At 75.4% G+C, this 14,701-nt stretch carries 12 protein-coding genes; 2 read left to right on the plus strand and 10 right to left on the minus strand.

Annotated elements, in window-relative coordinates; translation table 11 throughout:
* Positions 1 to 47 precede the first annotated feature (47 nt).
* Positions 48 to 1,337, plus strand: coding sequence for an alginate O-acetyltransferase AlgX-related protein (locus EKG83_RS00285; RefSeq protein WP_033428138.1), 1,290 nt, complete (start codon positions 48 to 50; stop codon positions 1,335 to 1,337).
* Here the strand turns inward: EKG83_RS00285 and EKG83_RS00290 are convergent.
* The 7 genes from EKG83_RS00290 to EKG83_RS00315 all read right to left on the minus strand — a co-directional run bounded on the left by EKG83_RS00290 (position 1,303) and on the right by EKG83_RS00315 (position 10,865).
* Positions 1,303 to 3,120 (minus strand): glycosyltransferase family protein, encoded by a 1,818-nt coding sequence (locus tag EKG83_RS00290; protein WP_051764560.1) that lies wholly within the window; start codon positions 3,118 to 3,120, stop codon positions 1,303 to 1,305. The genes EKG83_RS00285 and EKG83_RS00290 overlap by 35 nt on opposite strands.
* On the minus strand, positions 3,117 to 3,656 hold the full coding sequence (locus EKG83_RS00295; RefSeq protein ID WP_033428137.1) for a hypothetical protein: 540 nt from the start codon (positions 3,654 to 3,656) through the stop codon (positions 3,117 to 3,119). Before EKG83_RS00295 ends, EKG83_RS00290 begins: the two co-directional genes overlap by 4 nt.
* Positions 3,653 to 5,545 (minus strand): glycosyltransferase family 4 protein, encoded by a 1,893-nt coding sequence (locus EKG83_RS00300; RefSeq protein ID WP_033428136.1) that lies wholly within the window; start codon positions 5,543 to 5,545, stop codon positions 3,653 to 3,655. The genes EKG83_RS00295 and EKG83_RS00300 overlap by 4 nt, the downstream gene beginning before the upstream one ends.
* Positions 5,542 to 6,321 carry a class I SAM-dependent methyltransferase gene (locus tag EKG83_RS47360; protein ID WP_228122464.1) on the minus strand — a complete coding sequence of 260 codons (780 nt, stop codon included), beginning with the start codon at positions 6,319 to 6,321 and terminating at the stop codon, positions 5,542 to 5,544. Before EKG83_RS47360 ends, EKG83_RS00300 begins: the two co-directional genes overlap by 4 nt.
* Positions 6,322 to 6,331: 10 nt before the next feature.
* Entirely contained in the window at positions 6,332 to 7,933 is a 1,602-nt protein-coding gene (locus EKG83_RS00305; RefSeq protein WP_228122465.1) for a methyltransferase, read from the minus strand.
* Complete coding sequence (locus EKG83_RS00310; protein WP_033428135.1) at positions 7,933 to 9,114, minus strand: hypothetical protein; 1,182 nt, start codon at positions 9,112 to 9,114, stop codon at positions 7,933 to 7,935. Before EKG83_RS00310 ends, EKG83_RS00305 begins: the two co-directional genes overlap by 1 nt.
* A gap of 83 nt (positions 9,115 to 9,197) precedes the next feature.
* Positions 9,198 to 10,865 carry a DUF2079 domain-containing protein gene (locus EKG83_RS00315; protein WP_153277809.1) on the minus strand — a complete coding sequence of 556 codons (1,668 nt, stop codon included), beginning with the start codon at positions 10,863 to 10,865 and terminating at the stop codon, positions 9,198 to 9,200.
* A gap of 372 nt (positions 10,866 to 11,237) precedes the next feature.
* On the opposite strand from EKG83_RS00315, the gene EKG83_RS00320 reads away from it, so the two are divergent.
* Positions 11,238 to 12,992, plus strand: coding sequence for an ABC transporter ATP-binding protein (locus EKG83_RS00320; RefSeq protein WP_033428134.1), 1,755 nt, complete (start codon positions 11,238 to 11,240; stop codon positions 12,990 to 12,992).
* Between the two features lie 29 nt (positions 12,993 to 13,021).
* Here EKG83_RS00320 and EKG83_RS00325 read toward each other — a convergent pair whose 3' ends face one another.
* The 3 genes from EKG83_RS00325 to EKG83_RS00335 all read right to left on the minus strand — a co-directional run bounded on the left by EKG83_RS00325 (position 13,022) and on the right by EKG83_RS00335 (position 14,594).
* The gene (locus EKG83_RS00325; protein ID WP_033428133.1) at positions 13,022 to 13,567 is read right to left on the minus strand and encodes a hypothetical protein; all 546 of its coding nucleotides are present in this window, start codon (positions 13,565 to 13,567) and stop codon (positions 13,022 to 13,024) included.
* A 57-nt stretch (positions 13,568 to 13,624) separates the two neighbouring features.
* The gene (locus EKG83_RS00330) at positions 13,625 to 14,065 is read right to left on the minus strand and encodes a hypothetical protein (RefSeq protein WP_153277810.1); all 441 of its coding nucleotides are present in this window, start codon (positions 14,063 to 14,065) and stop codon (positions 13,625 to 13,627) included.
* A gap of 103 nt (positions 14,066 to 14,168) precedes the next feature.
* Positions 14,169 to 14,594 carry an OsmC family protein gene (locus EKG83_RS00335; RefSeq protein ID WP_033428132.1) on the minus strand — a complete coding sequence of 142 codons (426 nt, stop codon included), beginning with the start codon at positions 14,592 to 14,594 and terminating at the stop codon, positions 14,169 to 14,171.
* Positions 14,595 to 14,701: the final 107 nt, after the last annotated feature.

Consider the following 14,701-nt stretch of genomic DNA (forward strand, 5'->3'; position numbering starts at 1 on the left):
CCGCCAACCCACGAACGAGTGACCGGGTCGCCAACTACCCTGCTGGCGTGAGCAGCGAGCGGATCAAGGGCCTCCCCGTCCTGCACGAGTCGTTCCTGCCCCGCGAGCACGCCCTCTACCGGCCCCGGCACGGCGACCGCCAGCGCCCCGCGCTCGTCGCGGCCCTCGTCTTCTTCTGCGCGCCGCTGCTCCTGCTCGGCGTCGGCGTCCGCCCGGCCGAGTTCGAGAACCGCGAGCTGGCCCCGTTCCCCTCGGTCACCGACGGCTGGGCCTTCTTCACCGGCCTCGGCGCCTGGGCCGACGACCACGTCCCGCTGCGGGACGCGGCGGTGGCCGCGGCCGACGGCGTCAGCCGCGGCGTGTTCGGCGAGCCGCTGCCGCGGCCGGAGCACGGGCGGGAGGTCGCCGGGCCCATCCAGGTCCCGCCGCCCAAGGACCCCTCGCTGGACCGGCCCGAGCCCACCGCCTACGTCGACGTCATCGAGGGCAAGGGCGACTGGCTCTACCTGGGCTTCGACGTCAAGGGCGCCTGCGAGCCGGCCCTGCCGCCCGACGAGGTGTTCGCCCGGCTGGCCCGGCTGCGCCGGGCGGTCGAGACCTCCGGGCGGCGGTTCGTGCTGCTCGTCGCGCCCAACAAGAGCACCGCGGTGCCGGAGAACCTGCCCGCCCGCTACTTCGGCCGGGCGTGCGCGGACCGGGCCCGCGACCAGTTCTGGAGCCGGCTGGTCGGGCGCACCGGCGCGCTGGACGTGCGGTCCGCCCTCCGGCAGGCCGCGGCGGAGTCCGGCGGGCCGCTCTACACCGACCTGGACACGCACTGGAACCACCAGGGCGGCGTGGTGGCCGCCCGCGCCGTCGCCGAGGCGGTGCGGCCCGGCGTCACCCGCGACTGGGAGGTCAACCCCACCACCAGGGTCAGGCTGCCCGCCGACCTGCCGCTGCTGCTCGGCCGCAAGGGCGAGGTGGAGGTGCAGCAGTACGAGATCGAGCCGGACGGGCAGCACGGGCGCACCGAGCTGCTCCGGGGCGACCCGTACACGCCCCAGCGCGTCACCCGCCCCGCCATCCCCGGCGTGGTGGACGAGAAGGTGGGCCTGCTCGGCGACTCCTTCGCCTTCTACGTGGCGCAGTACCTCGTCGCGGGCTTCGCCGACATCACCCTCCAGCACGGCGACGCGGTCAACGCCGACCCGCACGCGGTCGCGCGGATGCTCGCCGAGCAGGACGTGGTGGTGTTCGAGGCCGCCGAGCGCAACCTGGTCGGCGGCATCAACCCGCTGCTCCAGCCGCAGGTCCTCGACGTCATCGAGGGCGAGCTGGCGAAGAGCCCCCGCTAGCGCCCGCGGCCAGCGCCCGCGCCCAGGACCGCGCCGGGTGCAGGTCCAGCGGCCGGACCGGGCCGTCCGGCCGGCCGCGCCGCAGCAGCACCTGCTGCACCAGCGACGACGGCACCTCCCGGCCCGCCACCCGCAGCCAGAACACGTGGTCCTCCAACCCGTCCAGCAGCGGGTCCTCCACCCACCCGCCGAACGAGTCCACCACCGACCGCCGCACCAGGTAGCCCGAGCCCAGGTAGGGCAGCCGGCGCAACCGGCGCCCCTCCGCGGGCAGGGCGCCCACCAGGCCCTCCACCGGGTCGCCGACCGGGCAGTGCGCCACGTCCGCGTCCGCCGCCAGCAGCCTCTCCAGCAGGCGCCGGGACGCGCGCAGCCCGGCGTCCAGGACCAGCAGCCACTTCGCGGTCGACCGCTCCAGCAGGCCGTTGCGCGCCACCCCGCGCCCCAGCGGCATCTCGTGCTCCAGCACGGCGGTGGCCCGGCTGCGCGAGGGCAGCGGCGAGCCGTCCGCGCACAGCAGCACCCGGCCGGGCCGGACCGTGCCGTTGAGCAGGTCGAGCACCAGCTCGTCCGGGTCCGGCTCGCCGGGCCGGTGCACCACCAGCGCGTCCACGTCCCCGTCCACGCCCCACCCGCCGCCCGGGTCCACCGGGGGCAGGTCGTGCCAGCGGCGGCCGGACGCCCGCTGGGCGAACGTGGTCCGCTCCACGGCCAGCGCCGCGGCGGTCGCCTCCAGCCCGCCGACCTCGTGGTCGGCCGCCGGGGCGCCCGCGAACCTCGGGTCCCACGAGGGGGTGTCCACCGCCAGCGGGCGCTCCACCGCCTCGGCCTGCGGCACGGGCAGGTCGGGCAGCGGCGCGGGCACCGACCCGCCCGCCAGCGCGGCCGCCGCGACCTCGACCAGGGTGCGCGCCGAGGCGAGCAGGTCCAGGCCGTTGCGCACGAAGTCGTAGCCGGCCAGCCGCAGGTCGCGCTCCCGCGCCGGGTCCGCGACCAGGCCCGCGGCCACCGCGCCCAGCGACGCCGTGCGCGCCACCACCAGGTGCTCGCCCGGCACCAGCGGCTCGACGTCGGTCGACGGCTCGGTGAGCACCACGCAGCCGTTGGTCAGCGCCTCCAGCACCCGCACCCACTCCAGCGCCCGGGACCGCTCGCGGTGCAGGTTGACCAGCACCCGGGAGTCGGCCAGGTGCCGGAACTTCGCCTCGCCGGGCAGGAAGTCGACCCGCTCGTCGACCATCGGCTCGTGCGGCGGGGTCAGCAGCCGCACCCGCAGGTCCTCCAGGTCCGGCGCGTACGAGTCGAGCAGCACCGACCGGCGGCGCTCGGCCGTGCCCAGGTAGGTCACGTCGACGTGCCGCTCGGAGTCCGGGTCACCGCCCCAGCGGTCCCACAGGGGCGTGTAGCCGAGCTGGAAGCGCTCCACCGCGAACCCGCGGCGGCGCAGCTCGGCGGTCGAGTCGTCGTTGATGTCCACCGCGCCCGCCAGCGAGCCGAGCAGGCCCGCGGTGCGCTCGAAGGTCATCGTGCCGGGGTGCTCCACGCAGAACGCGACGGTCCGGGCGCGCTGCTCCGCCGACGGCCGGTCGGCCACCGGCGTGACGTAGAAGTACTCGTGCGGCACCACCACGTACGCGGTGTCGTCGGCGGGCTCGGGGAACCGGCCGACCGCCGTGCGGGCCCGGCCGCCCGCCCGGCGCACCGCGTCGGCGACGACCTCGAACAGCTCCTCCATGAACGCCGACCCGCCCGCGGCGGAGACCAGGCACAGGTCGGGGGTCACCGCGCCCGGCCCCGGCGCCGCACGGCGCGCAGCGGCGCGGTCACCCGCCAGCTGACCGTCGCCCGGGTCGCGGCCAGCTCGCGGGCCAGGTGCGCGGCCTGCGCCTCGGCGGCGGCGACCCGGTCGTTGTCGCCGGCCGCGGAGGTCGGCGCGGCCGCGACGGGGGTCGGGGTGGCGCCCGCCAGGGCCAGCTCGGCGTCGAGCAGCCGCAGCCGGAGCCGGTCGCGCTCGGCGCGGGTGCGGGACACCTCCGCGCGCAGCGCGTCCCGCTCGGTGCGGGCGCTCGCCAGCTCGGCGCGCAGCGCCGCGTCCTGGGCCTCCTGCTCGTCGGCGTCGAGCACCCGGCCCTCGAACTCCGCCACCCGCGCGGCGAGCCGGTCGCGGTCGGCCAGCAGCGCCCGGCCGTTCTCGTCGGCCTCGCGCAGCTGCGCCAGCAGCTTCTCCCGCTCCGCGACGAAGACGACCCGCTCCGCGCGGAGCCTGGTCAGCTCGGCGCGCACCGGGCCGGGCAGGTCGCTGAGGTCCTCGTCGGTCATGCCGTCGTCCCTTGGGTCGCGATGGTGGAGAGCACTTCGGAGTACTCGTCGGCGTAGCCGGTGGGGTCCAGCCAGTCCCGCAGCCGCGCGAAGGCGGCCTCGGCCACCTCGCGCCTGCGGTCCCGGGGCGTCTCCAGGGCGCGCAGCAGCGCCACGGTCAGCGCGTCCACGTCGTTCGGCTCGAACAGCCAGCCGGTGGCGCCGTCGTCGATCATCTCGCGGGCGCCGAACACGTCGCTGGCCAGCACCGGCAGGCCGCAGCACACGGCCTCCAGGATCGAGCGCGGCAGCGACTCGACGTCCGAGCTGTTGACGAACAGGTCCGCGGCGTGGAACCAGGGCGTCGGGTCGCGCTGGATCGGCACCAGCCGCACGGCGTCGGCCAGGTCGCCCCGCTCGACCAGCTCGTCCAGCGCCAGGCCGTAGGGCGTGGGGTGCTGGCCGACCACGGCGAGCCGCAGGTCCGGGAACAGCCGCCGGATGCGCCCGACCGCCGCGATCAGCGCCGCCTGGCCCTTGCGCGGCTCCACCACGCCCACGTTGAGCAGCAGCAGCGCGTCCTGCGGCACGCCCAGCTCCGCGCGCGCCTCGCGCCGCCGGTGCTCGCTGATCCGGCCGCCGAAGCGGACCATCGGCGTGCCGTAGCGGATGGTGCGGCAGCGGTGCGGCCGCGAGCGGGGCGCGAACATCTCGCGGGTGGCGTCGGCGACGAACAGCAGCCGGTCCACCTCGCCCAGGCTGTGCTCCCACCGCTGCTTCACGGCGGGCGCGAGCCCGGCCGGGCCCCAGTTCAGGAACGAGAAGTCGGCCAGCTCGAAGCTCTCGTGCACCACCCACGCGGTGGGCAGGCCCGCGCGCTTGGCCGCGTCCGCCGCGCCGAACGCGCCGAGCGTGTTCACCAGCGCCACGCCCGCGCCGGACGCCTTGGCCAGCAGCGCCAGCTCGCCCACGTGCCCCTCGTAGGAGGCGATGTCGGAGGTCCGGTAGTGCGAGGTCAGGTGCACCGGCACGCCGAGCGCGGCGCAGTCGTCGCGCAGCGGGCCGTCGATCGGGGTCACCACGGTCGCCGACCAGTCGTGCTTGTCCACCAGGCCGGTCAGCAGCTCCTGGAGCCACAGCTGGCCGCCGCCGATGGCCAGGCTGTGCGTGAACACCAGCACGTGCCGGGGGTCGGTGCGCGGTTCGACGCGCGCCAGCATCCGCCCGGTCTGCTCGACCAGCCGCCGCGCGAGCAGGTCGTCCGACGCGCCGCCCGCCGGGTTGCGCACGGTGGCGAAGCGCACCGGGGCGGACCACTCGCCGACCCCGGCGGTGGACATCCGCACCCGCACCGACACCCGCCGGTCCGCGCCGGGCGGCAGGTCCACCGGCACCCTGGCCTCGAACCCGCTGACCCCGGCCTCGGGGAAGTCGGGGTAGGCGGCGGCCACGTCCGGGCGCGGCAGCCGGGTGCGGGCCCGCGTCACCGGGCTGCCCTCGACGTAGACCTCCACCAGGCTCGGCGCCCGGCTGTCGAGCAGGCCCCAGCCGCTGACCAGCACCAGGTCGCCGGTCACGGTCGCGTCCGCGGCGGGGCTGTCCAGGTCCGCCAGCCACAGCGGGCCCTCGCCGTCGGCGGCGCCCACCTCCACCACCGCGGTGGTCAGCAGCGCGCCGCCCGGGCCGCGCACGGTCACCGGCTGCAGGCCGCTCGGCACCGCCGACGTGGTGGCCGCGACCCACCCCGAGGCGCCCTCCGGCGCGCCCGGGAAGTCGGCCTCGCGCACCGCGGCGGGCCGGTCCGCGACGTGCACCACCAGCTCGCCCGCCGAACCCACGCCGGTGGCCCAGCCGCGCAGCTCGAACCAGTGGCCGACCGGGCGGTCGGGCAGCTCGACGAACGCCGTCACCGGTGCACCTTCAGCACCGCGTCCGCGTCCTTGGCCAGCACGAGCACGTCCTGGTGCTGGTCCCACGCCGCCTCGCGGTAGCCGACCAGCCGCAGCCCCGGCGCCTCCAGCGCCTTGTCCGCGGCCCAGCCCGGGCTGCTCAGGGAGATGCCGTAGCCGTCCTGGCCCGGGTAGTCGCCGTAGCCGAACCCGGCCGCGTAGTAGGTGGCCAGCACGCGGTTGAGCACCTGCTCGGTCAGGCCGTAGGTGCGCTCGGCGACGTTCTGCATCCGCCACGCCACGCGCCGGCCGTGCGTGGTGACCACGGCGATGCCGCCCGGCCGCAGGGCGCGGGCGAAGTACCGCAGCACCGGCCCCCACTGCGGCGCGTCGAGGTGGGTGAGCACCGAGCCGCACCACACCAGGTCGACCTCGCGCACCTGCTCGATCTCGTCCACGTCGACCGAGGCGGCCAGCGGCACGGCGGCGTAGGCCGCCACGCACCGGGCGACCGCGGCGGGGTCGAGGTCGCAGGCCACCAGCTCGGCCTCCGGGAACGCGGCGCGCAAGGTCCGCAGCACCCGGCCGTAGCCGCAGCCGAAGTCCAGCACCCGGGCGGGCGCCGGCCGGCTCGCGCCGTGCAGCGCGTCCAGCACGGCGCGCAACGCGTCGCGCCCGACCCCGAAGTAGTGCTCGTCGTTGCCGCCGTACATCGAGTCGTGCTCGACGATCTCCCGGTCGACCCCCGCCATGACCCCGTCGACCAGCGCGGTCAGCTCGTCGCCCCGCAGGCTCATCCCGATCCCTTCAGCTCCCGGCGACCGCTTCGTCCAGTCGGGTCCGCCACGCCGCCCTCAAGTAGTCCTGCTCGCGGCGCAGCCCGGCGCCCGAGGTCGTGCCGCTGATCCGCACGGCCTGGAAGCGGGCCTCCCGCTCGGCCGCCCGGTCCACGTAGGCCGGCGCGTGGCCAAGCAGCACGCCGAGCCAGCCCGCCAGGTCGCGCACGGTGGTGCGCTCACCCGCGCCGCGCCAGCCGTCGCGGGCGAGCCGGTCGGCGGCCAGCAGCAGGCCGCGCTCCTCCACCTCGACCGCGGTCACCCCCTCCACCCGCCACTCCAGGTCGATCGCGCGCAGCCCGGCCGCGGTGACCACGACGTTGTGCGGCACCAGGTCCCAGTGGTCCGCGACCGGCCCGTCGCCGCCGCGCAGCAGGCCGCGCCAGCCGTGCAGCAGCTCCTCCAGCCGCCACGGCTCGTCGGCCAGCACCGACAGCAGCGGCACGCCCTCCAGCACCGGCTCCTCGTAGCCGCGCACGGACACCCCGTCCGGGCGCTGCGCCACCAGCGGGCCGCGCCGGACGCGGTCGCCGACCACCTCGGCGCGCGTGCACCAGCGGGCGGCGCGCTCGGTGTTGAAGTAGACGCCGAGCCGGTCCGCGGGCCACAGCTCCGGCGCGGCCCCGTCGACGTCGGCCACCACCAGGAAGCTGTTCCACGCCTGGTCCGCGAGCCCCGCGGTGATCAGCTCGTCCCACAACCGCGCCTCGTCCACCGGCCGCGGCTCGTCGTGGCCCCAGTCGGGGCTGGGGAAGCTCGGGATGCCGCGCGCCAGCTGCGGGTGCCGCTCGACCAGGTCGTCGGTCAGCACCGCGCGGGTGATCTTGTAGTCGGGGAAGCAGCCGAGCACGTGCCGGACGCCGTAGCCGGACCGCGCGAGCAGCCGCTCCAGCGGCCGGCGGGCGAACGTGCGCGCCGGCGCGCCGTCGGGGTAGCCCTGCACCCCGTCCCACCGCTTGCCGCTGTGGTCCTCGTGGCCGCCGGCCAGGTACTTCACCCCGAGCCGGTTCTCGATCGCGAGCACCAGCGCCCCACCCGGCCGCAGCCGGCGGCGCAACCCCCGCAGGAACTCCTCGTACGGCTCGTCGGAGGCGCTGCCCGCGCCGACGTACTCCAGCACGCCGACCACCAGCACCAGGTCGTAGGCGGGCTCGTCCGGCACGTCGTCGAGCAGGCCGACGAACACCCGCACGCCCGGCAGGTCGGCGGTGCGCCGCGCGGCGACCCGGGCCCGGGCGGCGACCGGCTCCACCGCGTCGACCGCGGCGACGCGCTCGCCCAGGTGCCGGGTGATCGCGCCGCACCCGGCGCCGACCTCCAGCACGACCGCGTCGGCGGGCAGGTCGAGGGCGCGCAGCGCGTTCGCGCGCCCCCGGTCCAGGTGGTAGCGCTCGGCCCAGGTGCGGCCGGCGAGGTGGAGCTCGTCGCTGAGCGAGCCGAGGTCGCCCGCCTCCGCGACGATCGCGCCGACCAGCCGCTCGGCGCCGTCGAGGTAGTCGACGCCCGGGGCGTCGCCGAGGAGCAGGCACCCGTCCTCGGCGGTGAGCTCCAGCTCCCGCAGGGGTGTGGTCATCAAGCCGCGGGGAAGGTCTTGAGCACCAGGTGCACCTGCCGCTGGTAGCTGCCGCTCAGCCCGGCCTCGCCCGTCATCGGGTACTGGTCCACGTTGACGCGCACCAGGTTCTTGCCCGAGGCCCAGATGCCCCGGTACAGCGCCAGGTCCGGCTCGACCTTCTTCTCGAACACCAGCTGCGGCGGCATGTCCGGCAGCGGGTCCTTGATGAAGACCAGGCCGCCCCGGGTCTCCTGGTAGAGCTTCAGGTCCTGCACCGCCTTCTGCGCCGCGGCCTCGTCGGCCATCGGCACCACCACGATGGAGAACCGGTCGGGCGTCGGGCCGAACTCGTCGGCCTGCTTGTTGCCCGCCTTCCAGGCCACCTTGGTCGCGCCGCCCGCGGCGAGCAGGTCCGCCTCGCCCTGCTCCATGACCTGCTCGGTCACCACCTCGCTCATGTCGAGCACCTCGGCGCGCTGGTTGTCCTTGCCGCCGGGCTCGGGCACCTGCTCCAGCAGGATCTCGAACGGGTCGGTCGGCTTCGGCTTCTCGGTGGTCGTGGTCGTGCTCGCCGCGGTCGACGTGCCCCCGGTCCCGCCGTTGGCGTTCGGGTCCTCGCCACCGCCCCGCGTGAAGTACCAGACGCCGAAGCCGATGCCCGCGAGGACGACGACGACCACGAGGATCGCCAGGACCCGCTTGCCCGCGCCCGAGGGCTTGTCCTCGAACACCTCCGGGCCCTGGGCGATCCAGCTCGGGTTCTGCTCGCCGGCGAAGTCGGTCGAACCCCACGGCGGCGCGCCACCGCCCTGCCACGGTGGCGGCGGCGGGGGTGCGACGGGGCGGACGTACTGGGTGCGCTCGGAGTCCGGGTTGCCGCCGGCCTGCCGGGCGTTGACGACCTGCGTGGCGTCCTGGTTGGGGACCTGCTGCCCGACGGACGGGTTCGACACGACCTGCGTGGCGTCCGTGTTCGGCGGCGGCTGCTGCTGGGCGTTGGGGTTCACCGCTTCCCAGCGGAGCGGCGGCGCGAACGGGCTGCCCTGCTGTGCCGGCGGCGGGAACTGGGGTTGCACCTGCGGGACCTGCGGTGCCGCGGTCGACAGCACGTTGTCGCGCTGCTGCCGGTACTCGTCGGCGGAGATGCGCCCCTCGGCGAGGGCCGTGTCGAGCTCTCGCAGCTCGTCTTGCCAGGACATCGTCCGGGTCCCTTCACGTTTGCTGAGCGGACACCATTGTTGCTTAGGGGCGGGGCGCCTCGTCAGGCCGCTCCGCCGGGGGGTCACCCGAGTTCCGGCACCCGGTAGAGCACACCGCCGGCCAGCACCAGGACGACGCCGTCCTGCGTACCGGGCTTCGCGACGGCGACCCAGCCCGCCCGGCCCGTCGCCCGGGTGAACTGCATGATGTCGCCGCGCGGCACGCCGACCGCACCGCCGCCGACGACCTCGCCCGCCTGGTCCACCACGAGCACGCAGTCGGCGGCCCGGCCGTCCACCACGGCCCAGCCGGAGATCTGCGCGTCGCCGACCACCGGGCCCGCCTCGACCGCGCCGGTCGTCAGACCGCCACCATAGGCGGGCAGGTCGAGCTGCTTCGCCGAGGCCAGGTCGACCCGGGAGCCGAGCTCCGGACCGCCGCAACCGAGGGTGAAGTCGTCGGTGAACGGGTAGACGCCCATCGAGCGCAGCACCGGCAGCACCGCGGGGTTGGCCATCATCCGGGACATCTGCCCGGTCGCCTCGACCCGCATCGCCACGGCGAGCACGGGCTGCGTGGGGTACTTCTCGCGCACCGCCATCGCCTGGCCGTTGCCGACCGCGAAGGTGGCCAGGCCGACCACCACGACCAGCGGCACGGCGCGGGCCGTCAGCTGCCGCGGACCGCGGGAGAGCAGCAGCACGAGCACGGCCGCCGCGCCGACCAGGGCGACCATCGCGTAGCGGGGGCTCAGCCCGTCCGCCGCGCCGTAGTGGCCGCGGCTCAGCCCGATCATCACGGCGACCAGCAGCGCCAGCAGCGCCACGCCGAACCAGCCCGCCTGCGGCACCCGGTCGGCCAGCACCCGGCGTTCCCGGACCGCGCCGGCGAACAGCACCACGACCAGGCCGACGGTCGCCGCACCCGCGACGAACGCGAGGTCGAGGTCCTTGGCCGACCAGATCTGGCCGAGCATCGCCAGGCCCGAGCCGAGGTAGGTGTCCGCGCCCAGCAGCATCGGGGCGGGGAAGCCCGGCGGGCGCGCCGGGAGCAGCCACAGCACGAACGTCACCGCGCCCAGGCCGATCGGCAGCAGCACCCGCCACAGGGCGTCCCGGCGCAGCCACGCCACCGCGGCCAGCGCGATCCACACCGGGAACGCGGCACCGTGGCCCATGCTGCCGATCACCGCGAAGAGCACCGCGGGCACGGTCAGGCCGCGGTGGGCGAAGGCGAGGGCAACCACGGCCGGGACGATGCCCAGCAGCCAGTGCATGCCGCTCATCCCGATGCCGAAGTACTCCGTCGCGGTGGAGGAGAACAGCAGCGCGGACAGGCCCAGCGCCGCGGCGCCGCGCTGCACCGCGGTGAGCGACCGGGGGAGCATCGTGACCATCGCGGCGAACATCACGGCGACCAGGCCGACCGAGGCGAAGCCCAGGCCGTGGTTCGTCCCGCCGAAGAAGGTGCCGTTCACCCAGAACACGAGGCCGACCAGGACCGCGGGGTGGTCGTTGTGCAGGACGAACAGCTCGGCCGGCTTCAGCGCGCCCTCCGGGGTGGAGATGCGGGCCAGGATGCCCCAGAAGTCGGCGAAGTTGAGCCGCGGTGAGCGGTACGCCTCGGCGAGGGCCAGCAGGAACGGGATCGCGGCGGCGCCCCACAGCAGCAGGGGCCCGATCGGCGGGCGACGGCGTTCCGGGCGCGCGGCCACCACGGGCTCGACCTGCTGGGTCACCTCTGCGCTCACCTGATCACCATGTCCTCGTGTGCCTGGCGGCCATAAGGTACCGGCCGCTGTCGACATGACGTTCGGAAATGACGGATCGTTACACGCGGGGGACGCTGCTCACACGTGGTCCTTCGGGGTATGCCGGGTCACCGGCCCGGTCCTGGCGTGACAAAACGCGGATCGCCGGTCCGGCGCGCGGTGCCCCGGGCCCCGGCAGGTGGCACCGACCGCCCTCGGGCACCCCCGCTGCCCCGGTCCCGGCGCGGCGCCCACCCCGGGACGGAGCGCCGTCCGCCTGCGGAAACGCGGTGGATCGCCCACCTAGGATGTGGGAGCGCTCCCCACACGGCGCGGTGTGGGCGTCCCCTGCCCACCCCCGAGGAGCCACGCATGCCCCACGGTCCCCTCGACCACCGCTACCGCGGCGAGCACCCCGTCCGCACGCTCCTCTACCTCTACCGCGAGGACCGGTTCCGGCTCGCCCTCGGCGCCGCCGCCTTCTTCGTCAAGCACAGCCCCACCTGGCTGACCCCGGTCGTCACCGCGCACGTGGTGGACGTGGTGGTGGAGCACCGCCCGGTGGCCGGCATCTGGGTCGGCTCGGGCCTGCTGCTGCTCGTGCTGGCCCTCAACTACCCGTTCGCCATCCTCTACACGCGCTGGTGGTACGGCAGCGCCCGCCGGCTGGGGATGCGGATGCGGTACGCGCTCAGCCGCCGCATGCAGCAGTTGTCGATCGGGTTCCACGCGCGGGTCAGCGCGGGGGTGCTGCAGACCAAGGTGATCCGCGACGTGGAGGGCATCGAGACCTCCACCCAGCAGGTCGGCGACCAGGGGCTGGCCGCGCTGGCCACGCTCGGCGGCGCGCTGGCGGTGATCTCGTTCGGCGCGCCCGCGTTCCTGCCGGTGTTCCTGCTGGTGGTGCCCGCCGCGTCGGTGCTGGTGATGTGGCTGCGGGGCCGGCTGCGCGCGTACAACGAGTCGTTCCGGCAGGAGGTCGAGCGGCTGTCCTCGCGGGTCGGGGAGATGACCACGCTCATCCCGATCACCCGCGCGCACGGCCTGGAGCGCACCGCCCTCACCCGCATGGACGGCACGCTGCGCCAGGTCTTCCACGCGGGCATGCGCCTCGACGGCCTGAACGTCCGGTTCGGCGCCCTGGCCTGGATCCTGCTCAACGCCCTGGGCGTCGGCTGCCTGGCGGGCGCGGCGCTGGCCGCCTACCGCGGTTGGCTCGCCGTCACCCCCGGTGACGTGGTCATGCTCAGCGCCTACTTCGCCTCGCTGACCGGCGCGGTCACCACGCTGATGAGCCTGACCCCGCTGATCAGCAGGGGCCTGGAGTCCGTGCGGTCGCTCGGCGAGGTGCTGGAGGCGCCCGACGTCGAGCACAACGAGGGCAAGGCGCGGGTGGACGCGGTGCGGGGGCACGTGCGGTTCGAGGGCGTCGGCTACTCCTACCCGGGCTCGCCGCGCGGCTCCGTGACCGACTTCACCCTCGACGTCCGGCCCGGCGAGACGGTCGCCCTGGTCGGCGCGTCCGGCGCGGGCAAGTCCACGGCGCTGAACCTGGTCATCGGCTTCCTGCGGCCGACCGAGGGCCGCATCCTGCTCGACGGCGCCGACCTGGAGGACCTGGACCTGCGCAGCTACCGCCGGTTCCTGTCGGTGGTGCCGCAGGAGTCGGTGCTGTTCGAGGGCACGATCCGGGACAACGTCACCTACGGGCTGGAGGACGTGTCCGAGGACGCGCTGCGCCGGGCCCTCGCCGACGCCAACGCGCTGGAGTTCGTCGACCGGCTGCCGGGCGGCCTGGACACCGTGGTCGGCGACCGCGGCGCGCGCCTGTCCGGCGGGCAGAAGCAGCGGCTGGCCATCGCCCGCGCCCTGGTCCGCGACCCGCGGGTGCTCGTGCTGGACGAGGCGACCTCCGCGCTGGACAACCGGTCCGAGGCCCTGGTGCAGGAGGCGCTGGCCCGGCTGGTGCGCGGGCGGACCGTGTTCGTGGTGGCGCACCGGCTGTCCACGATCCGCAACGCCGACCGCATCGTGGTGATGGAGGACGGGCGGATCGCGGAGGTCGGCTCGCACGACGAGCTGCTGCGCTCGGGCGGGCTCTACGCCGCCCAGGCCCGGTCCGCCTGAACCGGGCCGCGTGAACCGGGCCGAACCGGTCAGCCCTTCTTGGTGAGCAGGGTGGGGCCGACGATCCGGCGCGCGATGCGGCGCCACTTGCTGCGCTGCACGGCCGGCTTGGCGGCGGACGCGGCCGTCGCCGCGGACGTGGTGGGTGCCGCGGGGGTGGCGGCGGGCGCGGGAACGGCCCCGGGCGCGGTGGGCGCGGAGGCGGGCACGGAGGTGGGCACGGAGGTGGGCACGGCGCCGGCGGGCACGAAGCCGGGCGCGACGGCCTGCTGCCCCGGGGCGGCCGGCGAACCGGGTGCCGGGGGAGCGACGGGAATGGGTGCGGTGGGCGCGGCCGGTGCGACCACCCCGGGCGCGGCCTGCGCGGGCGCCGTCGGCAGCTGACCGGCGATCCCCGGCGCGACCGGCGGGACGACCACGGGCTCCAGCTTGGTGGTGAGAGCCGTGACGGGGGTCAGGTCGGTCGCGGTCATCGGCTCGGCGGTCGGCCACGCGGGCTCGGCGACGGCCCGGATGCGGATGGTGGGGGTGTCGTTGCTTCGCTGGGGCTGGGTGGGCACCTGGCTGGACGTCACGGCCCGATCTTGCCAAAACACGCTTCGTCACCCTTCACTCGGGGAATCGGCGGGCGATCAGCAGAAGATCAGCCCGCACGGTCTGCGAGTCGTCGTCGTGGGGGTCGTGGTGGTCGGCCGCCGCGAGGTGGTGGTGGTCGTCGTCGTGGTCGGCCGGGTGGTGGTCGGCCGGGTCGTGGTGGTCGCGGTGGTGGTCGTCGCCGAGGTCGTTGTGGTGCTCGTCACCGAAGTGGTCGAGGACGACGGCGCCGTCGTGGAAGAGGACGTCGTGGTGGTAGTCGAGGTTGCGGTGCCCTCCGGGGCGGCGGTGCCCGCGACGCCGGCGGTGCGGCCGGGCTGCTCGCTGCCCCTCACCACCACGATGTGCCCCACGTCGGACCGCTCCGGTCCGGGGGACGGCGGGTCGACCACCGCGGTGAAGCCGACCAGGGCGGCCAGTGCCGAGCCGATCAGCGCACCCAGGGCGAGCCGCCCCGGACCACGCAACTCGGTGAGCATCCACCACGACTACCCGGCATCACCCGAGCGGGTCAAATTCGACACGGCCACTGGCACCGGCCCGACACTTCGGGTATCAGGCCGGTACCAGGGGTCCGGGCGCTCAGGCCAGGGTGGCCGTCAGCGTGATCTCGGTGCCCGCCAGCGCCTTGCTGACCGGGCAGTTCTGCTTGGCGTTCTCGGCGGCCGCGGCGAAGCCCTCGGCGTCCAGGCCCGGCACGTCGGCGGTGACGGTCAGGTGGATGCCGGTGATGCCGGTGCCCGGCTGGAACGTCACCTCGGCGGAGGTGTCGACCGTCCGCGGCGGGGTGCCCGCCTGCGCGAGGCCGTGGGAGAGCGCCATCGAGTAGCAGGACGAGTGCGCGGCCGCGATCAGCTCCTCCGGGCTGGTCTTGCCGTTGGCCTGCTCGGCGCGGGAGGGCCAGCTCACGTCGTAGGTGCCGATGCCCGACGACTCCAGCGCGACGCTGCCGCTGCCCTCCAGCAGGTTGCCTTCCCAGTGCGTGGTCGCCTTGCGGGTGGTGGCCATGTTCGAAACTCCGTCTTCGAGGAGGAACCCAACGCCCGCCAACCTAGTGGGGATCACCGGGGCGCGCCGCAGGGCGTGATCGAAAACGTGCGAAGGGCCCCGGTGCG

This window comes from Saccharothrix syringae (genome assembly GCF_009498035.1).
Classification (GTDB): Bacteria; Actinomycetota; Actinomycetes; order Mycobacteriales; family Pseudonocardiaceae; genus Actinosynnema; species Actinosynnema syringae.

Coding starts and splice junctions, on each gene's coding strand:
- EKG83_RS00305 (WP_228122465.1), bottom strand. CDS start 7,933: ATGACCACACCCCTGCGGGAGCTGGAGCTCACCGCCGAGGACGGGTGC.
- EKG83_RS00320 (WP_033428134.1), top strand. CDS start 11,238: ATGCCCCACGGTCCCCTCGACCACCGCTACCGCGGCGAGCACCCCGTC.
- EKG83_RS00335 (WP_033428132.1), bottom strand. CDS start 14,594: ATGGCCACCACCCGCAAGGCGACCACGCACTGGGAAGGCAACCTGCTG.
- EKG83_RS47360 (WP_228122464.1), bottom strand. CDS start 6,321: ATGAGCCTGCGGGGCGACGAGCTGACCGCGCTGGTCGACGGGGTCATG.
- EKG83_RS00330 (WP_153277810.1), bottom strand. CDS start 14,065: ATGCTCACCGAGTTGCGTGGTCCGGGGCGGCTCGCCCTGGGTGCGCTG.
- EKG83_RS00295 (WP_033428137.1), bottom strand. CDS start 3,656: ATGACCGACGAGGACCTCAGCGACCTGCCCGGCCCGGTGCGCGCCGAG.
- EKG83_RS00310 (WP_033428135.1), bottom strand. CDS start 9,114: ATGTCCTGGCAAGACGAGCTGCGAGAGCTCGACACGGCCCTCGCCGAG.